A 21,878-nucleotide genomic window follows, 5' to 3' on the forward strand; every position below is an offset into this window, starting at 1 on the left:
GCCCCGGGTGGCGAACTGCCGCGTGTGGATGTCGATTCATCGATGCGAGCTCCGGTTCGTGGGCTCGTCGGCTCCCTCCGCGTGCAGGTCCAGGCTCACCGTCAAGTGGATCTGCGCGTCCACCCATGCCGGGACGGCCGCCGTCGCCCCGTCGCGCTGGAGGGCGGTGTCGAGGTCGCGGACGAGGCGGGCCGCGGTGTGCAGGCCGGTGCGTTGCAGTGTCGCCGCGCTGTCGGCGAGGCGGGTGCGGGCCGGGGCGGACAGATGACGCAGGCCCTGGTGGGCTGCTTGGGCGAGGGCGGTGAGAGCCGAGGCGAGGGCCGTGGTGATCGGGTCGGCCCGGCGGGGCTCGGCCACGGTGAGCGTGGTGTCGCCGTCGCCCGGGGCGAGGTCGGGGACGATGACGCCCCGGGAGGTCAGTACGGCCAGCGGGTCCAGCACGATCCGGCCGTGGGCGCGGTGCAGCATGCCGCTGACGAAATGCACCTCTTCCTCGCCGAGCGCGGCGGCGAGCGCGTCGAGACCGCCGGGGCACAGGGGGTTGTACGCGGCGCTGACCAGGACGTCGTTGCCCGCAGGATCGCGGACGACTGCTTCCAGGTGCTGCGCGGCGGGGTCGTAGCCGACCGACTCCACGGCCGCCACCTCCACCACCCGCACCGCCTCCGCCGCGACGCGCGGGCGGATCAGCCGGGGCGGCCGCTCGCCCGACGCCCGCAGATGGGCGGCGGCGTCCCGGACCAGCAGGCTGCCGGGCAGATCCCGCCAGGCGGAGCCGAGCGGGGTGACGCTGGTGGCGGCGATACGGCCCCGGGAGATGGAGACGGTCCGGTCGGCGGCGCGTGAAGTGTGCTCGCTGACGACGTTCGCCGTGGCGAGGGTGCGCAGCGGGGAGCCGAGCACGCGGCGGGCGGACAGCTCGTGTCCGGTGAGGGACTGGCCCTCCGTCAGGTCCCAGCGCTTGCGCAGCACCAGCGCGATTCCGGCCTCGGCGTGGGCGAAGTACGTCTCGGCGCCGCGCTCGCCCGCCGTGCCCGCGACCCGGCAGCCGAGCGCCACCAGCCGCACCCGGCGCAACGGAGTCTGAGGCGCCTCCTTGGTGCCCAGCACCCCTACCGGGTCGTGGGCCGCGGCGCGGCGGCGGGCGTGGAGCTCGGCCAGCAGCGCGGCGAACCGCTCCGCCTCGTAGTGGGTGCCGCGCGCGGCGTACGCGTCGATCTGCTCGCGCAGCTCGGCCACCGCCCCGGCGGGCCAGTGCAGACTGGCGGCGGTCAGCGACTCCTGGGCCCGCACGAGCGACCCGGCGAACACCGGCCCCGCCTGCTGTACGCCGTCCAGGAGCAGGTCGTCGGCGAGCGCGAGGGCGGTGCGCAGGGCTTCGCCGGAGCGCTCATTGGTGGCGGTACGGCCGCCGACGCTCACCTCCGTGGCGGGCCGGGGCCCGCTTGGGTGGTCGTCCGCGGGTTCCCTCGGCCGGTCGTCCGCGGCTCGGAACGCCCACACCGCCAGCACCACGACCTCGCCGCGCAATGCGGCCGACGCGTCGGTGAGGGCGTAGCCCAGCTCGTGCGGGACCGGGAAACGGACGGTGCAGGTGGGCAGTTCGACGCGGGGCTCCGGGGCGTCGGCGGTGGGGAAGTGCAGCCGGGCGACGTAGCCGCGGTCCCTGACCCGGCGGGCCGCGACCAGGGCCGGGCGGCCCAGCGCCGCGGCCAGCGCGTCGTCGTCGAACTCGGCCGGCGACCAGTCGACGTGGGTGTCCTTGGCGACCGGCGTGTCATCCGCCTCGGCGTGCTGCCCCGTGTCCGGCCCGGCGCCCCGGTCGCCGGTGGCGCCGCGTTGGTAGGCGAGCACCAGGCCGATGCGGTGCCGGCACACGCCCTTGGCGCCGCAGCCGCAGTCCGCCGCGTCCAGGCCGAGGCCCGGCGGGAGGGCCGTATCCGTCCCGTCCGGGAAGCGGCCGCGTACGGTGCCGTCGTCGGCGACCGTCACCTGTGGGCCGGAACCCGCCGTGAGGTCCTTCTCGGCGCGCTTGACCAGGCCCTTGTTGGCGAGGGAGGCCAGCGTCTCGGGCGTCAGGGCCAGCAGATCGGCACGTACGGTCACCGTCCCTGCCCTCCCCGGCCGACCTTCTCGGCGACGAACTCGGCGAGACTGCCCGGCGTCATCGCGCCCACCGGGGCGCCCACCTGCGCCAGCCGCCCGGCCAGGGCACGGTCGTAGACGGGATCGGCGTCCTCGTCGAGGGCGGCCAGACACAGCACGGTCGTGCCCTGCTCGACCAGGTGGCGCACGGTGCGCACCAGCCGGTACGGGTCGCCGCCCTCGTAGAAGTCGGAGATCAGGGCGACGATCGTGCGCCTGGGGTTGTCGACCAGCGAAGCGCCGTAGTCGACGGCACGGGCGATGTCGGTGCCGCCGCCGAGTTGGACGCCCATCAACAGCTCCACAGGATCGGTCACTTGGGAGGTCAGGTCGACCACCTCGGTGTCGAAGGCGACCAGGTGTGTCTTCAGGCCCGGCAGGCTCCACAGACAGGCGGCCGTGACGGCGGAGTGGATCACCGAGCCGGCCATGGAGCCCGACTGGTCCACCAGCAGCACGAGTTGCCACTGCTCCAGGTGGCGGCGGGTGCGCGAGTGGAAGTGCGGGCGCTGGATGAGGATGCGGCGTTCCTCGGGCTGGTAGTGGGCGAGGTTGGCGCGGATCGTGGTCCGGAAGTCGAAGTCGCGGCCCAGCGGCAGCCGGCTGGGGCGGCGGGAACGGGAGCCGGTGAAGGCACGCCGCACCTCCGGTTGCAGCCGCTCCATCAGCTGCCGGACGACGGTCTCGACGATCCGCCGTGCGGCGGCGAGCACTTGAGGGTTCATCAGGTGCTTGGTGCGCAGCACGGCGCGCAGGAGGGTCTGGCTGGGTTCGACGCGGGCGAGGACGTCCGGGTCGGTGACGATCTCGTCGATCCCGTAACTCTCGACGGCGTCCCGCTCCAGCCGCTCCACCGTCTCCTTGGGGAACAGCCGGTGGATGTCGTCGAGCCAGTCGATCGCGGTGAGCTGGGAGGGGCCGCTGCCGCCCACGCGGGAGTCGGCCGACCCGCCCCGGCGCACCCCGCGGCGGCGCAGGTCCTCGTCACGGCCGTAGAGCCAGTCGAGCGCGGCGTCACGGGCGGCGGCGGAGGCGGCGAGGGGGCCGGTGCAGCGCTCGGCGGGGGAGCCGAGGATGAGGCGCCAGCGCTCCAGGGAGGGGTCCGGTGACGCCGGTGTCGGCCCGGATGCCGGGGTGTTCATCGCGCCGCCCCCAGGCCGTGTCGGTCGAGCAGTCGGGCCACGTTCTCCTCCAGGGCTCGGGCGCGGGCGAGCAGCAACGGGTCGGCGGTCGTGCGCAGCAGGGAACGGGCCGAGCCGTGCTTGCCGCGTCGCTCGAGCAGGCGCTGCGCGATGCGTTCGCGCTCGCGGGGCGGGAAGAAGGCGAAGGCCTGACGCAGCGCGGGCAGGCCGGTGAGGAAGTCGTCCTCGGTCAACGCGGAGACGATGCCGTCCAGTACGTCGATCAAGGGCTCCCCGTCGCCCGTCGCACCGGCGGTGACCTCCTCGCGGGCCAGCGCGAACAGGCCGGCGAGCCAGTCGCCGAGGGTGTCGGCGGCGCGGGACGCGAGGGCCTGTACGGCCGTCGCGGGGTCGTCGGGCACGCCCAGCGCCCAGCGCAGACCTACGGCGGCGCCGCGCAGGTCGGCGGGGGCGCGCGGGTCGCGGCCGATGCGTGCGGCGGCCTCGGCGGCGGCCTCCCGGGTGACCGACAGCAGCTCCGGCGCGTGCAGCAGCGCGTCCCGCGCGGCGGCCAGTGCGCGCAGGCGGGCGAAGTCCACGCCGGTGCCGCCGTGCAGCCCCTCGGCCAGCCAGAACACCCGGTCGGCGGCGCCCGCGACGACGCTGCCCAGCAGTCGGCCGCGGGCCACGCCGAACACCCGGTCGTGCCGCCACAGCCCCAGCGCCGCCGTCAACACCTCGCCCAGCGGGCCGAGTTCCGGGACCTGGCCGACCTGGGCGGCGAGTGCCTCCAGCAGTTCGTCGCAGAGGGGCCCGACGCCGCACAGCACCGCGTCGAACAGCAGCCCGGCGAGCTGCCCGGCCTGCGTGCCCGACGCCCGCGCCCGCTGACCGAGCACCACCGACGCCGCCTCGTCCAGCCGGGCCCCGTACGCCCCCGCCTCGATGAGCGCCGCCTCGCGCCCACCGGCCCGGCCGGGCTCCCAGCGCTCGGTGAACACCGGGTCGGAGCCGTCGGCCGGGCCGGAGACCCGGGTGAACCCGGGGATGCCCAGCACATGCAGGCGATGCAGGACCTGGCTGCGCGTCAGGCCGGCCGCGTCGGTGAGGTCGACGGTGAACGGTCCCTCCGGGGCGGGGTCGGCCAGCCCCAGCCGGGCGAGCTGCTCGGCCACGTCGTGCACGAGCGGGGGCAGGGGGGTGTCGGGGTGCAGCCGGCCCTCGCTCTCACCGGCGCAGGCGGCGACCATCTCCACGACGACGGGATGAGTGCCGGCACTGAGCGTGCCCCGCCCGGTCCAGGGCAGCGGCCGATCCAGATCGTCGCTGATCAGCGCCCCGGCGAGGCCGTCCAGGACGTCCACCCTGGTCTCGTGCGCGTGCCCGCGCATGAGCGTGAGCCCCTGGGTCAGACCGCGCGCGGCGATCAGGTCGGCCGTGGACACCGGGATCCTGCGGGCCCGAAGCCGCTCGGCGACGGAACGCAACAGTCCCTGCGCGGCGGCCTGCGGCCCGGATTCCCAGAGCTGCTGGTAGTAGCCGGGCGACGGCATGCCTGACTGGTACCCGGCGAACGCGTCCAACTGCCGGAAGGAGTACGGCACGAGGAAGCTGCCGCCGAGGGCGCCGGGGGGTGGGGCGGGGATCTCCGGCCAGTCGGACACGGCATCGCCCTGGCCGTCGTCCAGGTATGACAGTGCGCGCAAGGCCGGTTGGTGGAAGCCGCCCGTCACCACCAGCACGGTCCGCTCCCCGGCGCGGGCCACGGCGGCGCGCACCCAGGACGCCATGTACTCCTCGCGCGCACGGTCCCCAAGGTCCGCCTCGGCGTCCCCACGCACCAGCTCGAAGTAGGCGTCCAGGCGTGACTGCAGGCCGTCGTCGTCCGGTTCGGTGACCTCGAACAACCCGTCCCACAGCGCGTCCACCGAGTCCACGGCGAAGTGCGCGCACAGCCGCTCCGTCGCCTCCGCGTACCTCGCCTCGGCGTCGGCGTAGCGGTTGGTCTGCCGGTCGGCGCGTTCGGCGAACGCCGGGTGCCAGGCGGGCAGGTCGATGAAGCGGACCTCGGCGCCCGAGGCATGGCCGTCCCGCAGCGCGACCCACTCCGGGGAGTAGTCGCACAGCGGGGCCCACGAGGTCGCGACGCGCGTCTCGTCCCGGTAGTGGCTGAACACCGCGACCGGCAGCCGGTGCCCGAGCAGCAGCTCGCCCAGCCGGTCGTTCATGTCGGCCGGGCCCTCCACCAGGACATACGCGGGCCGCAGTTCCTCGATCGCCCGGCCGACCAGCCGGGCGCACGCGGGCGAGTGGTGCCGTACGCCGAGGAAGACGGCGCGGCCGACGGCGGGCGGCATCGCGTCCAAGGTCCTCGAAGTCCCCGGCATCAGTCCGCCAGCAAATGCCGCGCGTCGTGCAACGCCTGCCACTGCCCGCCCTTGCGGCGAGAGACCTCCTGCTCCAGGAACCGCCGCAGCCGGGCGAGGTCCTCCGGGCTGTCCTTCGCGGCCGTACCCGCGAGGCTCGCCACGACGTCGGCCGCGCTGCCCGCCTCGCCGCGCAGGAACCAGCCGCGTACCCCCACCGCGTGGGCGACGGACACGGCCTCGGCGGTGCTCATCACCGTCGACATCCGCTCGCCGCGCTCGGCCGGGCCCCGCAGTTCGCGGAAGGTGCCCACCAGGACCTCCAGCACGTCCCGGCGCGGCGCCGCCTCCACCCCGGACTGCCGCAGCAGCGCCGTGGCCTCGGCCTCGACGAGGGCGAGCTCGGTGTCGAAGTCGGGGATGGGGAAGACGGTCTCGAAGTTGAAGCGGCGCTTGAGCGCGGCGCTCATCTCGTTGACGCCGCGGTCGCGGGTGTTGGCGGTGGCGATGACGTTGAAGCCCTGCCGGGCGAAGACCATGCCCTGCGGCCCGTCCAGTTCGGGGATGGCGATGACCCGGTCGGACAGCAGCGACAGCAGGCAGTCCTGCACCTCCAGCGGGCAGCGCGTGATCTCCTCGAAGCGCACGACGCACCCCTCGGCCATGCCGCGCAGCATGGGCGCGGGGACGAGCGAGCGCGGCGAGGGGCCCTCGGAGACCAGCAGGGCGTAGTTCCACGAGTACTTGATCTGGTCCTCGGTGGTCGCCGCGCCGCCCTGCACGGTGAGCGCGGAGGTGCCGCTGACGGCCGCCGCGATCAGCTCGGACAGCAGCGACTTCGCCGTGCCCGGTTCTCCCACCAGCATCAGGCCGCGGTTGGTGGCCAGGGTGACCAGGGACCGCTCCACCAGGGAGACGTTGCCGACGAACTTGCGGCTGACGCCTGCCCGCTCGTCGCCGACGATGAAGCGGCGCGCGGCGCGCAGGCTGAGCTGCCAGCCCGGCGGGCGCGGGTCGCCGTCGGCCGCGCGCAGGGCGGCGAGCTCGTCGGCGTAGCGGACCTCGGCGGGCGGGCGCTGCAACTGCTCCTCGGCGACGGTCACTTCGAGGTCACCTCGGTGAGGTCGGCCAGGATCTCGGAGGCGATGACCGGGTCGAGCCCGGCGAAGCGCAGCGGATAGTCCCGCCTCGGATAGTGGTCTCCGGGGCTGTTGTCGAGCCAGATGGCCTCGAAGACCTGGTCGCCGAGCTCCTCGACCATGCCCACCGCGATTCCCGGATCGAGTTCGATCACCAGGTACCGGCGGTCGTCTATCCGCCGGGAGAACCAGCGCTCCACGCCCGCGTCCTGCGGCTCGCCCCGCTCCCAGCCGCGCTTGGTGAGCCCGAGCAGCTTGCCGACCGGCACGGTCGCCTGCTCGAAGCGGGCCAGCCGGTGGCTCGCGGCCTCCTCCTCGGTGAGCGCGTGCACGGCCCGGCCCAACTGCGGGAAGGGCTGCAGGATCTCGTAGTCGGCGAACAGCTCCGACCAGGCGCCGAGGTCCTCACCCAGGTGCAGCGGATGCGCCAGACGGACGCTCGCCTCTTCGGGCAGCGTCAGCTCGTCGTCGCCGACGTCGGCGAACGTACGGTCCTCCGCCACCCGGAACGCCGTCACCGCGCCGTCCGCCTCGCTCAGCCAGACCAGCCGCCGGACCAGGTGCCACAGCAGCGGGTGCGCCACGAACAGCTCCTGGAACTCCGCGGCCGACCAGGCCCGCCCGCCGACCATCGCCGCCTCCAGCCGCCGCACCTGATCGGCGGCGATGGTACGGACGTCCTTCTTCAGCGCGGCGAACCGCTTGCGCTCGGCCGGCGCGAGCTCGGGGTCGTCCTTGGCGGCGGGCGCGGGCAGGGCCTTGCGGGGCTTGCCGTCGGCGTCGCGCACGTACGGGCGCAGCTGCTCGTCGAAGCCGACCGTGAACTGCCGGGTGCCGTAGTCGATGACCGTGCTGCCGTCGGCGTCGAGCCCGAAGTCCGGGACGAGCCGGTCGCCCAGCTGCTCGGCCGTCAGGCCCAGACCCTCGGCGACCTCGGCGATCTTCTCCTGGGCGCGGACCTTCAGGGCCTTGAACGGCACGCGCTGGGCGATGCCGTGCAGATGCAGCAGCGCCACGTCGGTGCCGATGGTCGCGAGGACGTTCAGCCCCTCGACGGCCCGGTGGTGCGCCCCCTCGCCGGGCCACGCGCGCAGCACGGGCGTGAGGCGGCGCACGATCTCGTCGTCCCCGAGCCAGCCCAGCGCGTGCAGCGCCCAGCTCTCCTTCGGGGGCATTCCGGCGAGCCGCCACTGCTCGAACACGCCCCAGGCGAAGGCGGCGAGGGAGTCGGCGGTGCAGTGCTCGGTCAGCACGTCGAGGCCGGGGTAGACCTCGCCGGGCTTGGACACCGCCAGCACGGTCAGGGCGTGGTGCACCGCGTCGGCGGGCAGCGCACCGCCCTCCTTCAGCAGGATCTGCGGCAACAGCGCGGGGTCGGCCCAGGCACCCACGGCCGGCATACGCGCCGGAAGCGTGCTCTCCAGCGGGTCGGCGGCCAGCAGCTCCTCGACGATGACCGCGGCCTCCGGCCCGCACTCGGCGACGGCCTTCAGCACCGCCTCGCCGCCCCGGGCGTCCGCCACCAGCCGCAGCGCCTGTTCGGCGCCCCGGCGCACGGTGCCGGGCTTGCCCACCGCGTGCGGGACGAGGAACGGGACGGCGGCCAGACCGTGCCGCACCAGCCACGCGCGGGCCGTCGCGTCGGCCGACTTGAGGCGGGCCAGCCAGTCGCACACCAGCGCGGCGACCTCGACACTCAGATACGGCAGGACCGGCACCCCCAGGGTGGAGGGATGCCGGGCGGCGGCGTGCAGCAGCAACGGCAGGGCGTGCATCTCGTGCTTGGCCGCGACCCGCTTGAGAGGGGGCTCACCGTCCCAGTAGTCCTTGGGGGCACAGACGGCCAGCAGCGGTCGTACGACGTCCTCGGGCCTGTCGATGAACAGCTGGACGTCCCGGACGTCCTTCAACTGCTCGCCCCGCTGGAGGGCTTCGATCTCCTTGGCCCAGGTGTAGTCCTTGCGCCACTCGGCGTACCACCACTTGGTGCCGGCCCAGTCCTCCTGCTCACCCGGCAGCCAGGCGACCCGGGCCTGCGGGACGATCGGCGTCTCGTCCGCCACGCGCGCCTTGCGGGCCGTACGCTTCCCCGCCCACGGCGGGCTGACCAGCAGCGCGGGCAGCGCCTGCGGCGGGGCGTCGGCCACTCGGTCACTGCTGGTCAGCATCGGTTCGACGAGGTCGGCGACGGCCGCGGGCAGGTCGGGCAGCACGGCGGCCGTCAGCTTCCGGTGCGCATGGACGTGCGCGGCCAGCAACTGCTGCGCCATCGACGCGTACTTGGCGGAGCCGAGCGCCGCCTTGGCCAGCAGGCGCAGGGCGCGGACCGGGTAACGCCGCATCGCCTCCAGCAGATGCGGGCGGACGTGCTTGTCCTCGACGCGGGCGAGAAGGATGCCGAAGGCGTCGTCCGAGGGGAACTCGACCAGAGCACCGGCGAGGGCCTTGGTCCGGTCGGAGCCGTACGCGACGTCCAGCCCCTCCTCCAGCATCGGCGCGAACGCGGTGCCGACGCCCTCGGCGAGCGTGGCGACGAACGCCATCGACCAGCCGCCCCAGTGCAGATGCAGCCGGCCGCCGAAGTGGCCGAGCTGGTCCGGGGAGCCGATCGAGCACAGCAGCATCTCCCGGAGCAGCGGGTCGTCGACGACCTCGCCCGTGCAGCACTCGGCGACCCACTCCCGCTCGCCGGGCACCAGATAGGACACGACGATGCGACGACGCTCCGCGTCCCGGCACTGCGCGAGCGCGGCGACGGCCGCCCCGTACGAGTCCTCGTCGGCCGCGGCGAGCAGGGCCCGCATCCGGTCCGCGAAGTGGGGGCGCGCCCACTGGCCGTCGACATAGCCGCCGACGGGCCGGAAGCGCAGCCGGGGATCCTGCCGGTTCATGCCGTACTGCTGCCAGTAGGCCTCGATGTCGAAGTACTCCACGACCGCACGAGCGGCGAAGGCCAGGCCGTGGTCCTCGACCCAGGTGTCGACGAAGACCCCGCTGGGGAGTTGGTAGTGCACGGTCAGCGCGGCCAGGGCGGCCGCGCCGAGCGGACTGGGGCTCCCGCTCAGATGCGCGCGGGCCGCGTCGACGATCCGGGCGTCGCTCAGCGAGGAGGAGAGCATCTGCTCGATCCAGTCCGCCTCCTCCTTCAGCCGCCCGGCCACCCGCTCCGCGGCGTCCTTGCGCGGCGCGGCAGGGCCACGCACGATCCCGCCCCTCCGCGGGTGGACCAACCGCCGCCAGGCGGCCGGCACTTCGAAGGTCTCCTCATCGGGCAGGACGACCTCGTCCGACGAGGCGGGCGCCGACTCCACAGCCTGCGCCGAGGCCGAAACCCCGCCGCCGACCGGCGCCGCGACCTCGACCTCGGCCGCGACCTCGACCGAGACCTCCCGATACCCCTTGCGCTCCTTCTCCGCGATCACCTTCGCCAGATGGAGTTCGGCCGCCTCGGCCGAGTCCAGCTCCTTCAGCTGCGTACGACCCTCCGCGCCGACCCGTCCGTAGCGCACGGTGACAGTGGCCCCCTCGGCCTCCGCCTCCCAGAACTTCGCCGACCCGTCCCCGACAAACTCCCAGCGCCGCACGGCCCCTCCCCTTCGCCGACCCCCCGGCCGGTGATCGCTCGATCAACTGGCCGCAACAGTAGAGGGGGCCACTGACAACGAAGCCACGTGCGGGTGGCGACACCCCCCGTCCCCAGGGGTGGCAGGATGCGGGGACGCGACAGGAGGGGCGAGAGGGGCGGGGCGCTATGGGGCGGAGTGAGCGGGAGGCGGTGGCCAGGGGGAGGCGGCTGTTCGAGGCGGCGCAGGCCGTCGTCGACGATCACGCGCGGGCCGTCGAGGCCGTGCACGCGGCCCTCGAACCGATCCATGACGACCTGGCCCGCCGCGAGTTGGACGGCATCCCGGTGGCCCGTCTGAAGGACCTCACCGAAGGCAGGCTGCGCCTGGGCGAGGTGGAGAAGGGCGGCTTCCGTACGGTCGGACAGGTCCTGGACGCCGGTCCGTACCGGTTGCGGCAACTGCCCGGCGTCGGACGGCAGACGGCCGACCAGACGGTGGCCGCCGCCCGGCGGATCGCCGACGCCGTACGCGACACCATCGCCGTACACATCGACGTGGACCGGCCGGAGCCCCGCACCACCGCACTGGTCGTCGCACTCAACGTCCTGGTGGAGGCGGGCCCCGAGGCACGCCGGGCCGTCGGCACGGCCGGCACGCTCGCCAGGCGGCTCGGACCGCCGCTGGCCGACGCGGCGCCCACGGCCGGGCGGCTGCGCATGCTGCTCGCGGGCCGGGCCGGACGGGAACGCGCGCTGGCGGCCCTGGCCGAGGTCCGCACCCTGACCGAGCAGGCCGACCAGGACGAGGTGCCACAACTGCTCGCCCAGGCCTCGGTCGACCTGTTGCGCCGACCGGAGTCCGACGTGGCCGCCCTGGTCGACTTCGAGCTCCGCTCCGCCGAGTACTACGGCCTGCTCGCCGAGCTCTCGGGCCGCGCTCCCGACCCGGCGGCGGCCGAGGGGTTCCTGCCGGACGAGGTGGCCGAGCGGGTCAGGACCCAGCCGCTGGACGACACGCACCGCCGGGTCTCCCTGCGCGGCTACCAGGCCTTCGGCACCCGTTTCGCCCTCGCCCAGCGCCGGGTGATCCTCGGCGACGAGATGGGTCTCGGCAAGACGATCCAGGCCATCGCCGCGCTCGCGCACCTCGCCGGCGAGGGCGAGAGCCACTTCCTGGTCGTCTGCCCGGCCAGCGTGCTCATCAACTGGACCCGCGAGATCGACAAGCGCAGCGCACTGCGCGTGACCCCGCTGCACGGCCCCGACCGGCAGGACGCGTTCGCCGACTGGAAGGGGCGGGGCGGCGTCGCCGTCACCACCTTCGACGCCCTGCGCGGCTTCCCGGTGCCCGGGGGCGGCGAGCTGGGCATGCTCGTCGTCGACGAGGCGCACTTCGTGAAGAACCCCCGGACCCGCCGCTCGATGGCCGTCTCCGAGTGGGCGGAGCGCTGCGACCGCGTGCTGTTCCTGAGCGGTACGCCCATGGAGAACCGAGTCGAGGAGTTCCGCAGCCTGGTGCGGATCCTCCAGCCCGAGCTGGCCGAGAGCGTCGACGACCACGACGGCGTGGCGGGCTCCAAGGCGTTCCGCAAGGCGGTCGCCCCGGTCTATCTGCGCCGCAACCAGCAGGACGTCCTCACCGAACTCCCCGCGCTCCAGCACACGGACGAGTGGGAGGAGCCCAGCGCGCAGGACGAGGAGGCGTACCGCGAGGCGGTGCGCGCCGGCAACTTCATGGCCATGCGCAGGGCGGCGTACGCGCGTCCGGAGCGGTCGGCGAAGCTGGACCGGCTGCGCGAGATCGCCGCGGAGGCCGCCGAGAACGGGCTCAAGGTCGTGGTGTTCTCGGCCTTCCGCGACGTCCTCGGAGTGACGCAGAGCGCGCTCGCAGCCAAGTCGAACGAGCGCCAGGTCTTCGGCCCGATCTCCGGCAGCGTGCCGCCCGCCCGCCGGCAGCAGCTCGTCGACGAGTTCGCGGCCGCGCCCGGCCACGCGGTCCTGCTCGCGCAGATCGAGGCCGGCGGCGTGGGCCTCAACATGCAGGCCGCCTCCGTCGTCATCCTCTGCGAGCCCCAGCTCAAGCCCACCGTCGAACACCAGGCGGTCGCCCGCGCCCACCGCATGGGCCAGGTCCGCTCGGTCCAGGTGCACCGCCTGCTGTGCACGGGCGGAGTGGACGAACGGCTGGTGCGGATGCTGGCGAACAAGTCCCGCCTGTTCGACGCCTACGCCCGCCGCAGCGCGGTCGCCGAGGCGACCCCGGACGCCGTCGACATCTCGGACATCGCCCTGGCCCGCCACATCGTCGAGGAGGAACAGGCACGGCTGGGCACGACCCCGGCCGAGCCCGTGACCGAACGGGCGTGAACGACAAGCGGCCATACGGCCCTACGTCTCACTCCCCTCCCGCCACTCGCCGGCAGACCTCCGCATACGCCCGTACGAGGGGTCGCCCGGCGTCCTCCCGGCGCCACGCCAGTGCGTACCGGCTCGGCGACAGCCCGCGCACCGGACGCGTCACCACGCCACCCAGGCTGATCAACGGAGCGTTGCCCGTGGCCACCAGGCAGACCCCCAGCCCCGCGACCAGCGCCTCGTACGTCTCCTCCGTGCTCGCGATCTCCGCCCCGATGCGCGGTGGGCGCCCGGCCCGCTCCTCCAGGGCCAGCCAGTGGTCGCGCAACGGCCCCGCGCTCGCCGGCAGCGCGAGGAACGGCTCGTCCATCAGGTCCGTGAAGTCGATCTCCGGCCGCGAGGCGAGGCGGTGGGTCTCCGGGAGGGCGACCAGCCGGGACTCCCGCGCGATCACCGTCCAGTCGTAACGGTCGGCGTCCGGCAGCGGCAGCCAGACGAAGGCGACGTCGGCGTCACCGTCCGCCAGCCCGGCGGTGGCGTCCGCCCAGCTCACCTGCCGCAGCAGCAGGACGGTGTCCGGGTGGCCGGCCGTGAAGCGTGAACGGATCGCGGGCAGCAGGCCACCCCGCCCCGGGCTGGTGCTCATCCCCACCACCAGCGTGCCGCGCGCCGCCGCCCGGGCGGCCTCCAACGCCGCCGACCCCTGCGACCAGGCGTCCAGCACCCGCCGGGCGTGCGGCAGCAGCGCCTCGCCCGCCCCGGTGAGCGTCACGCCCTGCGGATCGCGGCGGAACAGCTCCACGCCCAGCTGCCGCTCCAGCGCCCGCACCTGCTTGCTGAGCGCGGGCTGGGAGACGTACAGCCGCTCGGCCGCGCGGGTGAAATGCAGCTCCTCGGCCACCGCGACGAAGTAGCGCAGGTCCCGTACATGAACGTCCATGGTCATAACCATCGGTTATCAGCGTGGGTCTTGGACGGGCAACGCCATTCCGCAGCAGGCTGGTCTACATCACGGCAACAGAGGAGCTGTCATGAACAAGGTGTGGCTGATCACGGGGGCGAGCAGCGGTTTCGGGCGTGCCCTCGCGGAGGCCGCCCTCGCCGACGGCGATGTGGTGGTGGGTGCGGTACGGCGGCCCGAGGGGCTGGCCGATCTCGTGGCCGCGCACCCCGACCAGGTGGAGGCGCTGCGCCTGGACGTCGGCGACACGGGGGCCGCTCAGGCCGCCGTACAGGATGTGATCGCCCGGCACGGTCGGATCGACGTCCTGGTCAACAACGCGGGCCGCACGCACGTGGGCGCCTTCGAGGAGACCACCGAGCAGGAGTTGCGCGAGCTGTTCGACGTGCATGTCTTCGGGCCGGTCGCCCTGACCCGCGCCGTGCTGCCGCACATGCGTGAGCGGCGCTCCGGGGCGATCGTGCAGATGAGCAGCATGGGCGGCCAGATGTCCTTCGCGGGCTTCTCGGCGTACAGCGGAACCAAGTTCGCGCTGGAGGGGCTGTCCGAGGGGCTCGCGGACGAGGTCGCCGAGTTCGGCATCAAGGTGCTGATCGTGGAGCCGGGCTCGTTCCGTACGGCGCTGTTCAAGACCGGGCGGGCCGGCACCAGCACGGACAGCGGCCTGTACCCCAAGGTGAGCCAGACCCGAGGCTTCGTCTCCGGCGGCGACGGCACGCAGGCCGGCGACCCGGCGAAGGCGGCGGCCCTGATCCTGGCCGCGCTGGAGGCCGAACAGACCCCACTGCGGCTGCCGCTGGGCGACGACGGGGTCGACGCGGTGCTCGGTCACCTCGACCAGGTCCGCGCGGATGTCGCCGCCTGGGAGAAGCGGACGCGGGCGACGGCCTTTTAGCGAGCTGCGGTGAACGCCGACCAGGCGGCGGGGCTTACCCGGAGGGTGGGGCCGGTCTCCGGGATGTTCTTGGAGTCGCGGATGTGGATGGTGCCGGGGGAGAGGGCGACTTCGAGGCAGGCGCCGCCTTCGTCGCTGCTGTAGCTGGACTTCCGCCAGGTGTAGGCGACTTCGAGGCACGCGCCACCCTCGCTGCCGCTGTAGGTCGACTTGAACCACTCAAGTGCAGTGCTCATTTGTCTCCTAGCAGGCGATCGAGCAGGCCTTTGGACTCTTGAGGTGTCAGGGCCTGTGATCGCAGCATCGCATACTTGCGCGCGAGGATGGACACCTCATTCGGGGCGGAGACCCACTGGCTGCCGCGCTGGCTCTCGGTGTAGGCCAAGTGCTGGTGGTCCGGTGTCTCCAGGAGGATGAAGGGGCCGGCGAGACCGGCGTGCGTCGGGGTCTTCACCGGCAGGAACTGCAGGGCGAGGCCCGGAAGTTCCGCGCACGCGCGGAGATGGCAGAGCTGATCGCGACGGCCCTTGGGGCCTCCGATGCCGAGGTGCAGGACCGGCTCCCACACGATGAAGCTCATCGTGGGTGCGCCCTTGCGCTGAAGGATCTCCTGGCGCTCGATGCGCGCCTCGGTCATGACCGCGATCTCGTCCTCGTCGTACGCCGGTACCCGCTCGGACAGGACGGCACGGGCGTAGTCCCGGGTCTGCAGCAGGCCGGGCAGAACGAGGCCCTCGTACCAGGAGATGGCGATGGCCTCGCGCTCATGCACCATGTACTGCTCCGCGAACAGCGGAAACTGATCGATCTCCGGCAGGTTCTCGACCCCGGCCACCAATGTGCCCTTGGTGTCCAGAAGCCGATCCAGCACCTCCGCCATGTCCGGCAGCAACGTCCGACGACCCTGCTCGATCGACGCGATCGTCTCCTCGTCCACGAGGACCTCCGCGGCGAGGGCCCGCTGCGTGAGCCCCGCTGCCTTCCTCGCCGTCTGCATCTGAGCGCCCAGCATCCGCATGGACGAGACGTTCTTCTTCCGCGTCTTCTTGGAGTTCATGCTCGGCTAACTCCCCACACACACCGGCCCCGACCCGGTGCGGACCCGTACAAATCCGGTGTACGAGCTCGCGCACTGATCGACGGTAGTGACTCCGCGCAACATTCGTCCCATGAACGCTACCGACGAACTCCCCTGCCAGCGCGACCAGTTCTACGCTCGCGACCGCCGATCCATCCCCGCCGCCAGGCAGTTGACGGCGTGGTCGCTGAGGTACTGGAACCTCGCCGACTGGCACCGCACCGACGACCTCCTCCTCTGCGTCAGCGAGTTGGCGACCAACGCCCTCCTCCACGGCGTCCCACCCGGCCGCGGCTTCCTCCTTCGCGTCCGCTACGACGGCGACGTCATCCGCGTCGAGGTCCATGACAGCGGAACCGGAGTCCCCCGTACCCCCGACGACCCGGACGAGGGAGGCCGCGGCCTGCTGCTGGTCGGCGCGTTGGCCGACAAGTGGGGTGTGGCCGACCGCACCCCCGGCAAAGTCGTCTGGGCCGAGTTCGCCGTGTAGTGGCCCTTGTGCAATTCCTGTGGAGGCCTCAATCTTTCGGCTGACGCACAGGAAAAGCACAGCTGATTGACATGCTCCTGATCACTCGGTCAGCGTGCGTCACCCCCACAAGCGCACCACCGATTGAGGAGGACCCCTCAGATGGCAGTGATGCGTAACTCCCGCAGAGACTCAAGGCGAAGACTCGCCGCGCTCAGCGCAGCGGCCACCGCGACCCTCGTCGCAGGCCTCGTCTCCGCACTCCCCGCCGCGGCCGCCGCACCCGAGGGCCGCATCCAGTACCAGGGCGCGGCCAACGCCGTCGCCGACAGCTACATCGTGACCCTCAAGGCGGACCACGCCCGCTCCGGCTCCAAGGCGGGGCGTGACCTCGTCCAGAAGTACGGCGCCGACGTCGAGCGGACGTACAAGAAGGCCCTGAACGGCTACGCGATCGAGGCCTCCGCGGCCGAGGCGAAGCGGCTCGCCGCCGACCCGGCGGTCGCCTCCGTCGTGCAGAACCGCACGTTCCACATCGACGCGACCCAGACCAACCCGCCCTCCTGGGGCCTGGACCGCATCGACCAGAAGAACCTGCCGCTGAACAGTTCGTACACCTACCCGGACTCGGCCGGGCAGGGCGTGACCGCGTACGTCATCGACACCGGCGTTCGCATCACCCACAGCGACTTCGGCGGCCGCGCCTCCTACGGCTACGACGCCATCGACAACGACAACACCGCCCAGGACGGCCACGGCCACGGCACGCACGTCGCGGGCACGGTCGCGGGCAGCTCGTACGGCGTCGCCAAGAAGGCCAAGGTCGTCGGCGTCCGTGTGCTGAACAACTCCGGCTCCGGTACGACCGCGCAGGTCGTCGCCGGTATCGACTGGGTCGCCCAGAACGCGGTCAAGCCGGCCGTCGCCAACATGTCCCTCGGCGGCGGCGCCGACACCGCCCTCGACACGGCCGTGCGCAACGCCATCGCCTCCGGCGTCACCTTCGCCGTAGCGGCCGGCAACGAGTCGACCAACGCCTCCACCAAGTCGCCCGCACGGGTCACGGAGGCGATCACGGTCGGCGCGACGACCTCGACCGACGCCAAGGCGAGCTACTCCAACTACGGCACGGTGCTCGACCTGTTCGCGCCGGGTTCGTCCATCACCTCGGCCTGGAACTCCGGCGACACGGCGACCAACACCATCTCCGGTACGTCCATGGCGAGCCCGCACGTCGCCGGCGCGGCCGCTCTGTACCTCGCCGACCACCCCACCTCCACCCCGGCCCAGGTCTCCACGGCCCTGACGTCCGCCGCCACGACCGGCGTCGTCACCAGCCCGGGCACCGGCTCGCCCAACCGTCTGCTCTACGTCGGCGGCGGTACGACCACCCCGCCCGGCCCGCGCTTCGAGAACACCGGTGACTACGCGATCAACGACAACTCCACGGTCGAGTCCCCGGTGACGGTCTCCGGCGTCGCCGGCAACGCGCCCTCGGCCCTGGCCGTCGAGGTCCACATCGTGCACACCTACATCGGCGACCTCCAGGTCCAGCTGATCGCCCCGGACGGCACGGCGTACACGATGAAGTCGTACGGCACCGGCGGCAGTTCGGACAACATCAACACCACGTACTCGGTGAACGCCTCGTCGGAGGCCGCCAACGGCACGTGGAAGCTCCGCGTCAGCGACAACGCGAACATCGACACCGGGCGGATCGACGCCTGGGCGCTGCAGTTCTAGCCCTCGTCCTGGCCCTGACTCACTAGTCCTCCTCGTCCTCGCGGTACGGCTCCGGGTCCGTTGACCCAGCCCGCCGCGAGGACGAGGCGTGCCCGGATCGTCGGATTCGTCACCGGCATGACAATCCCCCTGGTTCCCCGCTTACCATTCGCCCAGTCGTACGCCCGTTCTTGCCGCTCGAACCAGGAGCACGGTTCTCGTGTCCATACCTCCGCCTCCCGGACCTCACCAGCCACAAGGGTCCCCGGAGCAGGCCCAAGGGCCGTCCGTGCACGGGCAGTACGCACCTCCGTCGCCCCCGCCGTCGCCGTACGGCTACGGCCCACCCGGCGCCCCGGGACAGTACGGGTACCACCCCTACGGCCCCTACGGCCCCTACGGCCGCCCCGTGCCCGTCAACGGCGTCGCCATCGGCGCCCTCGTCCTCGGCATCCTCTGCTTCGTGCCGGCCGTGGGTCTGGTGCTGGGGCTGATCGCGCTGGCGCAGATCAAGAAGAAGGGCGAGCGCGGCAAGGGCATGGCCATCGCCGGTTCCATCCTGTCCTCCGTCGGGCTGGTCCTGTGGACGCTGGCGCTGTCCACGGGCGGCGCCTCCGACTTCTGGGACGGCTTCAGGGGCGCGGCGAGCGGCGAGGGCACCGCCTACGCGCTCGCCAAGGGCGACTGCTTCGACTCGCCGACGGGCAACCTGGAGGGGGACGCGTACGACGTCGACACGGTGTCCTGCTCCGCCCCGCACGACGGCGAGGTCTTCGCGGTCGTCACCCTGCCGGGCGGCGACTACCCCGGCGACGACGAGGTCAGCCGGACCGCCGACGACAAGTGCTATGCCCTCCAGGACGGTTACGCCATGGACACCTGGGCCGTACCGGACGACGTGGACGTGTACTACTTCATCCCGTCCCGGCAGAGCTGGCGCTTCGGCGACCGCGAGATCACCTGCCTGTTCGGCAGCACGGAGGAGAAGGGCAAGCTGACCGGCTCGCTGCGCAGCGACCCGACGACCCTGGACGTGGACCAGAGCATCTTCCTCTCCGTGACCAACGCCGTCGACACGGCGCTGTACGAGGAGCCCGAGGACTACCCCGAGGATGACCTGGCGGCCAACCAGGCCTGGGCCAAGGACGTCCACGCCGTGCTCGGCGAACAGATCGAGGCACTGCGCGGGCACAGCTGGCAGCCGGACGCGAAGCAGCCGGTCACCGACCTGGTCGAGGAGATGGAGGCCGCCCGCAGGGAGTGGGCGAAGGCGGCCGCGGCGAAGGACGCCGACACCTACTACACGCACTACGACAACGGGTACGAGTACGTCGACGGCCCCACGACCGTCACCGCCCGCAAGGCTCTGGGCCTGGACACCACCGCACCGATGTACGAGGACGACTCCGACAGTGGCGGCGAGGGCTCCGATGCCGGCGGTCTCGATGTGTGAGCCGAGGTGTGAGGGCGGCTATAGCGGGGAGAAAGTGCCTGCGTAAAGCCCTCGGGGGGCACAAGTCATCACATCGAGTGATTCTCTGGCCTTTGCTTGCGTGAGACAACTCATGGTTGCCAGGCTGTTGCTGTCTGTACAACCTGATGGGAGCGGCCAGTGACTTTCGGTGAGCAGCCGGCGTACCTGCGCGTCGCGGGTGATCTCCGCAAGAAGATCGTCGACGGTTCGCTGCCACCGCACACCCGCCTCCCGTCCCAGGCCAGGATCCGCGAGGAGTACGGCGTCTCGGACACCGTCGCGCTGGAAGCGCGCAAGGTGCTGATGGCCGAGGGCCTGGTCGAGGGCCGCTCCGGCTCCGGGACGTACGTCCGGGAGCGGCCCGTGCCCCGCCGGGTCGCCCGCTCGGGATTCCGCCCGCCGAGCGGCGCCACCCCCTTCCGTCAGGAGCAGGCCGACGGCGAGGTGCGCGGCACCTGGGAGTCCCGCAGCGAGCAGGCCGAGGCCAGCGTCGCCGTCGCCGAGCGGCTCTGCATCCGGCCCGGCGACCGCGTGATGTGCACGCGCTATCTCTTCCGGGACGCCGGCGAGGCGATGATGCTGTCCACCTCATGGGAGCCCCTCGCCGTCACCGGCCGCACCCCCGTGATGCTGCCCGAGGAGGGCCCGCTCGGCGGCATGGGCGTCGTCGAGCGCATGGCGGCCATCGACGTCGTCGTGGACAACGTGACGGAGGAGGTGGGCGCGCGCCCCGGCCTCGCGGAGGAACTGCTGACGTTGGGCGGCGTCCCGGGTCACGTGGTCCTCGTCGTCCAGCGCACCTACTACGCGTCGGGCCGTCCGGTGGAGACGGCGGACGTGGTGATTCCCGCCGACCGCTACCGAGTCTCGTACCACCTCCCGGTGAAGTAGCGCGCCCACTGGTGAGGTAGCGCACACCTTCACGGCAGTTGCGGCCGCCCGGGCCTCAACTTCCGCCTCTTGCCTCGCCGTTGGAATCTGGCCGTTTTCGCAGGTCGTCACGGGCGTGCGTGGCATGCCTGTGACCGGAAGCATCGAGGTCTCCGCACGGCGCGTTCGATGCCGTGCGCCCCCTGCGACTTGGCTGGTTGCGTACCTCTTTGTGAAAAGGCGTATTCGCTGCGTAAAGGTTAGGCGTAGGCTCGGGCATATGCGGATTGCGGTTTCCTTATCGGGCGGGGCACGGCACACACCGCGGGCGGGACTCGGTCGGTGGTGCGCGGGAGCGAGCTGCCGGTGCCGGGCGGGGGCGAGCGGCCTGGCGTGGGCGGGAAGGGGCGGTGGGGCGCGATGAGCGACAGCACGATCACTCTTCCCTGGCTCGTCGTCCGCCAGGACGACAACGGCAATCGCTATCGCGTCGGCCGGTACGCGACCCGGGCCGAGGCCCAGAAGATCGCGGACAGCCTCGACAGCCGGGGTCACAAGCAGCTCTACTGGGTCGAGCGGATCTCGCAGAACGGCGACAGCGCGGACAACTGACCGCCCCTGAGCTCCCGTAGGCTCCGGCGCATGACGGAACGGATCGTGGTCGGCGCCGCCCTGCTGGACGGAGAGCGCCTTCTCGCAGCGCGCCGCAGTGCGCCTGTCGAACTGGCCGGGCGCTGGGAGTTGCCCGGAGGCAAGGTCGAGCCCGGCGAGACACCCGAGGTGGCGCTCGCGCGCGAGCTGCGCGAGGAACTCGGCGTGGACGCCGAGGTGGTCGAGCGCGTACCGGGGGCCTGGCCCCTGAAATCCCCCTACGTCCTGCACGTGTGGACGGCCCGCCTCCTCCCCGGAACGGGTGAACCCAAGCCCCTCCAGGATCACGACGAGCTGCGCTGGCTGGGTCCCGGGGAACTCTGGGACGTGGACTGGCTGGACCAGGATGTGCCTGCCGTCCGGGAGGTGGCGGCGCGGCTGAAGCCCTGAGGAACTTCCCGGATTCCTGACGTGTCCTCTACGTTTCGCACGGTACCGGCCCATGAATATCGGGTATGTGCCCATTAACCCTGTGAAACCGGACATAGGTGAACCCGTTGGCCTGGGAAGTGATCGGCGTGATCGACACCGAAGGCGAGTGCGCCGAGTGGAGCTTCCCCGCGGAGGCGGGTGCCGTGCGGGCCGCCCGTGCCGCCGTCCGCGGCAGGCTGTACGCCTGGAAGCTGGACAGCCTCGCCGATATCGCGGCGCTGCTGGTCAGCGAACTCGTGACCAACTCCCTGCGGCACGCCACGGGCCCCATCGGCGTACGGCTGGTGCGCCCCGCCCGCCTCGGTGACGTCCTCCTGGTCGAGGTCTCCGACCCGCTCCCGGACCCGCCCCGCGAACGCATCCCTCATCTCGAGGACGAGAGCGGTCGCGGTCTCCAGCTCGTGGCGCACTCGTCGCGCCGCTGGGGCACCAGACCCGGACGGAACACGGGCAAGACGGTGTGGTTCGAGCTCGCGGTGCCGGACTGACCCCGCGCGCTGCGCCGGGGGTCCACGGGCCCTGTACAACCCGTCAGTAGTCGTCCATCGCCGTGTACGACGCCCCTCGCGCTGTCGAACGAATGGTTCAGGCCAGTGGCAGTTGTCGCGATGCGTGATTCGACTGCGTGTCCGCTG

At 72.4% G+C, this 21,878-nt stretch carries 17 protein-coding genes; 9 read left to right on the forward strand and 8 right to left on the reverse strand.

The genetic code is table 11. From position 1 onward, the window contains the following. Window positions 1–36 precede the first annotated feature (36 nt). The 5 genes from OG254_RS31615 to OG254_RS31635 are packed head-to-tail and all read right to left on the reverse strand — an operon-like array spanning window position 37 to window position 10,355. On the reverse strand, window positions 37–2,106 hold the full coding sequence (locus OG254_RS31615; protein WP_405588442.1) for a hypothetical protein: 2,070 nt from the start codon (window positions 2,104–2,106) through the stop codon (window positions 37–39). Then, complete coding sequence (locus OG254_RS31620) at window positions 2,103–3,287, reverse strand: VWA domain-containing protein (protein ID WP_405588444.1); 1,185 nt, start codon at window positions 3,285–3,287, stop codon at window positions 2,103–2,105. Before OG254_RS31620 ends, OG254_RS31615 begins: the two co-directional genes overlap by 4 nt. Next, window positions 3,284–5,623, reverse strand: a complete 2,340-nt coding sequence (locus OG254_RS31625) for a DUF5682 family protein (protein WP_405588447.1) — start codon at window positions 5,621–5,623, stop codon at window positions 3,284–3,286. Before OG254_RS31625 ends, OG254_RS31620 begins: the two co-directional genes overlap by 4 nt. A gap of 29 nt (window positions 5,624–5,652) precedes the next feature. Further along, entirely contained in the window at window positions 5,653–6,735 is a 1,083-nt protein-coding gene (locus OG254_RS31630) for an AAA family ATPase (RefSeq protein WP_405588450.1), read from the reverse strand. Further along, window positions 6,732–10,355 carry a DUF4132 domain-containing protein gene (locus OG254_RS31635; protein ID WP_405588453.1) on the reverse strand — a complete coding sequence of 1,208 codons (3,624 nt, stop codon included), beginning with the start codon at window positions 10,353–10,355 and terminating at the stop codon, window positions 6,732–6,734. Before OG254_RS31635 ends, OG254_RS31630 begins: the two co-directional genes overlap by 4 nt. 167 nt (window positions 10,356–10,522) lie before the next feature. On the opposite strand from OG254_RS31635, the gene OG254_RS31640 reads away from it, so the two are divergent. Next, window positions 10,523–12,703: a DEAD/DEAH box helicase gene (locus OG254_RS31640; RefSeq protein WP_405588456.1), complete on the forward strand. Its 2,181-nt coding sequence runs from the start codon at window positions 10,523–10,525 to the stop codon at window positions 12,701–12,703. A 28-nt stretch (window positions 12,704–12,731) separates the two neighbouring features. On the opposite strand, the gene OG254_RS31645 is transcribed toward OG254_RS31640, so the two are convergent. Then, window positions 12,732–13,637, reverse strand: a complete 906-nt coding sequence (locus OG254_RS31645; protein ID WP_405588459.1) for a LysR family transcriptional regulator — start codon at window positions 13,635–13,637, stop codon at window positions 12,732–12,734. 85 nt (window positions 13,638–13,722) lie between these two features. Here OG254_RS31645 and OG254_RS31650 point away from each other — a divergent pair, with 85 nt between their 5' ends. Continuing rightward, complete coding sequence (locus tag OG254_RS31650; protein ID WP_405588462.1) at window positions 13,723–14,547, forward strand: oxidoreductase; 825 nt, start codon at window positions 13,723–13,725, stop codon at window positions 14,545–14,547. On the opposite strand, the gene OG254_RS31655 is transcribed toward OG254_RS31650, so the two are convergent. Together OG254_RS31655 and OG254_RS31660 are read right to left on the reverse strand one after the other, a co-directional pair. Further along, on the reverse strand, window positions 14,544–14,783 hold the full coding sequence (locus OG254_RS31655; protein ID WP_405588464.1) for a DUF397 domain-containing protein: 240 nt from the start codon (window positions 14,781–14,783) through the stop codon (window positions 14,544–14,546). The genes OG254_RS31650 and OG254_RS31655 overlap by 4 nt on opposite strands. Next, the gene (locus tag OG254_RS31660; protein ID WP_405588466.1) at window positions 14,780–15,604 is read right to left on the reverse strand and encodes a Scr1 family TA system antitoxin-like transcriptional regulator; all 825 of its coding nucleotides are present in this window, start codon (window positions 15,602–15,604) and stop codon (window positions 14,780–14,782) included. The genes OG254_RS31655 and OG254_RS31660 overlap by 4 nt, the downstream gene beginning before the upstream one ends. Window positions 15,605–15,716: 112 nt before the next feature. Here OG254_RS31660 and OG254_RS31665 point away from each other — a divergent pair, with 112 nt between their 5' ends. The 7 genes from OG254_RS31665 to OG254_RS31695 all read left to right on the forward strand — a co-directional run bounded on the left by OG254_RS31665 (window position 15,717) and on the right by OG254_RS31695 (window position 21,731). Next, complete coding sequence (locus tag OG254_RS31665) at window positions 15,717–16,115, forward strand: ATP-binding protein (protein ID WP_405588468.1); 399 nt, start codon at window positions 15,717–15,719, stop codon at window positions 16,113–16,115. Between the two features lie 141 nt (window positions 16,116–16,256). Next, a complete protein-coding gene (locus tag OG254_RS31670) occupies window positions 16,257–17,837 on the forward strand; it encodes a S8 family serine peptidase (RefSeq protein WP_405588471.1) in 1,581 nt (526 codons plus the stop codon). Window positions 17,838–18,036: 199 nt separating this feature from the next. After that, window positions 18,037–19,269 (forward strand): DUF4190 domain-containing protein, encoded by a 1,233-nt coding sequence (locus OG254_RS31675; protein ID WP_405588473.1) that lies wholly within the window; start codon window positions 18,037–18,039, stop codon window positions 19,267–19,269. Window positions 19,270–19,428: 159 nt separating this feature from the next. Continuing rightward, window positions 19,429–20,181, forward strand: coding sequence for a GntR family transcriptional regulator (locus OG254_RS31680; RefSeq protein WP_405588476.1), 753 nt, complete (start codon window positions 19,429–19,431; stop codon window positions 20,179–20,181). A gap of 399 nt (window positions 20,182–20,580) precedes the next feature. Further along, the gene (locus OG254_RS31685; protein ID WP_405588479.1) at window positions 20,581–20,772 is read left to right on the forward strand and encodes an SPOR domain-containing protein; all 192 of its coding nucleotides are present in this window, start codon (window positions 20,581–20,583) and stop codon (window positions 20,770–20,772) included. Between the two features lie 30 nt (window positions 20,773–20,802). Further along, window positions 20,803–21,201 (forward strand): (deoxy)nucleoside triphosphate pyrophosphohydrolase, encoded by a 399-nt coding sequence (locus tag OG254_RS31690; protein WP_405588482.1) that lies wholly within the window; start codon window positions 20,803–20,805, stop codon window positions 21,199–21,201. Between the two features lie 98 nt (window positions 21,202–21,299). Then, window positions 21,300–21,731, forward strand: a complete 432-nt coding sequence (locus OG254_RS31695) for an ATP-binding protein (RefSeq protein ID WP_405588484.1) — start codon at window positions 21,300–21,302, stop codon at window positions 21,729–21,731. Window positions 21,732–21,878: the final 147 nt, after the last annotated feature.

Origin of the sequence: Streptomyces sp. NBC_01092 (genome assembly GCF_045039535.1) — a bacterium.
Lineage (GTDB): Bacteria > Actinomycetota > Actinomycetes > Streptomycetales > Streptomycetaceae > Streptomyces.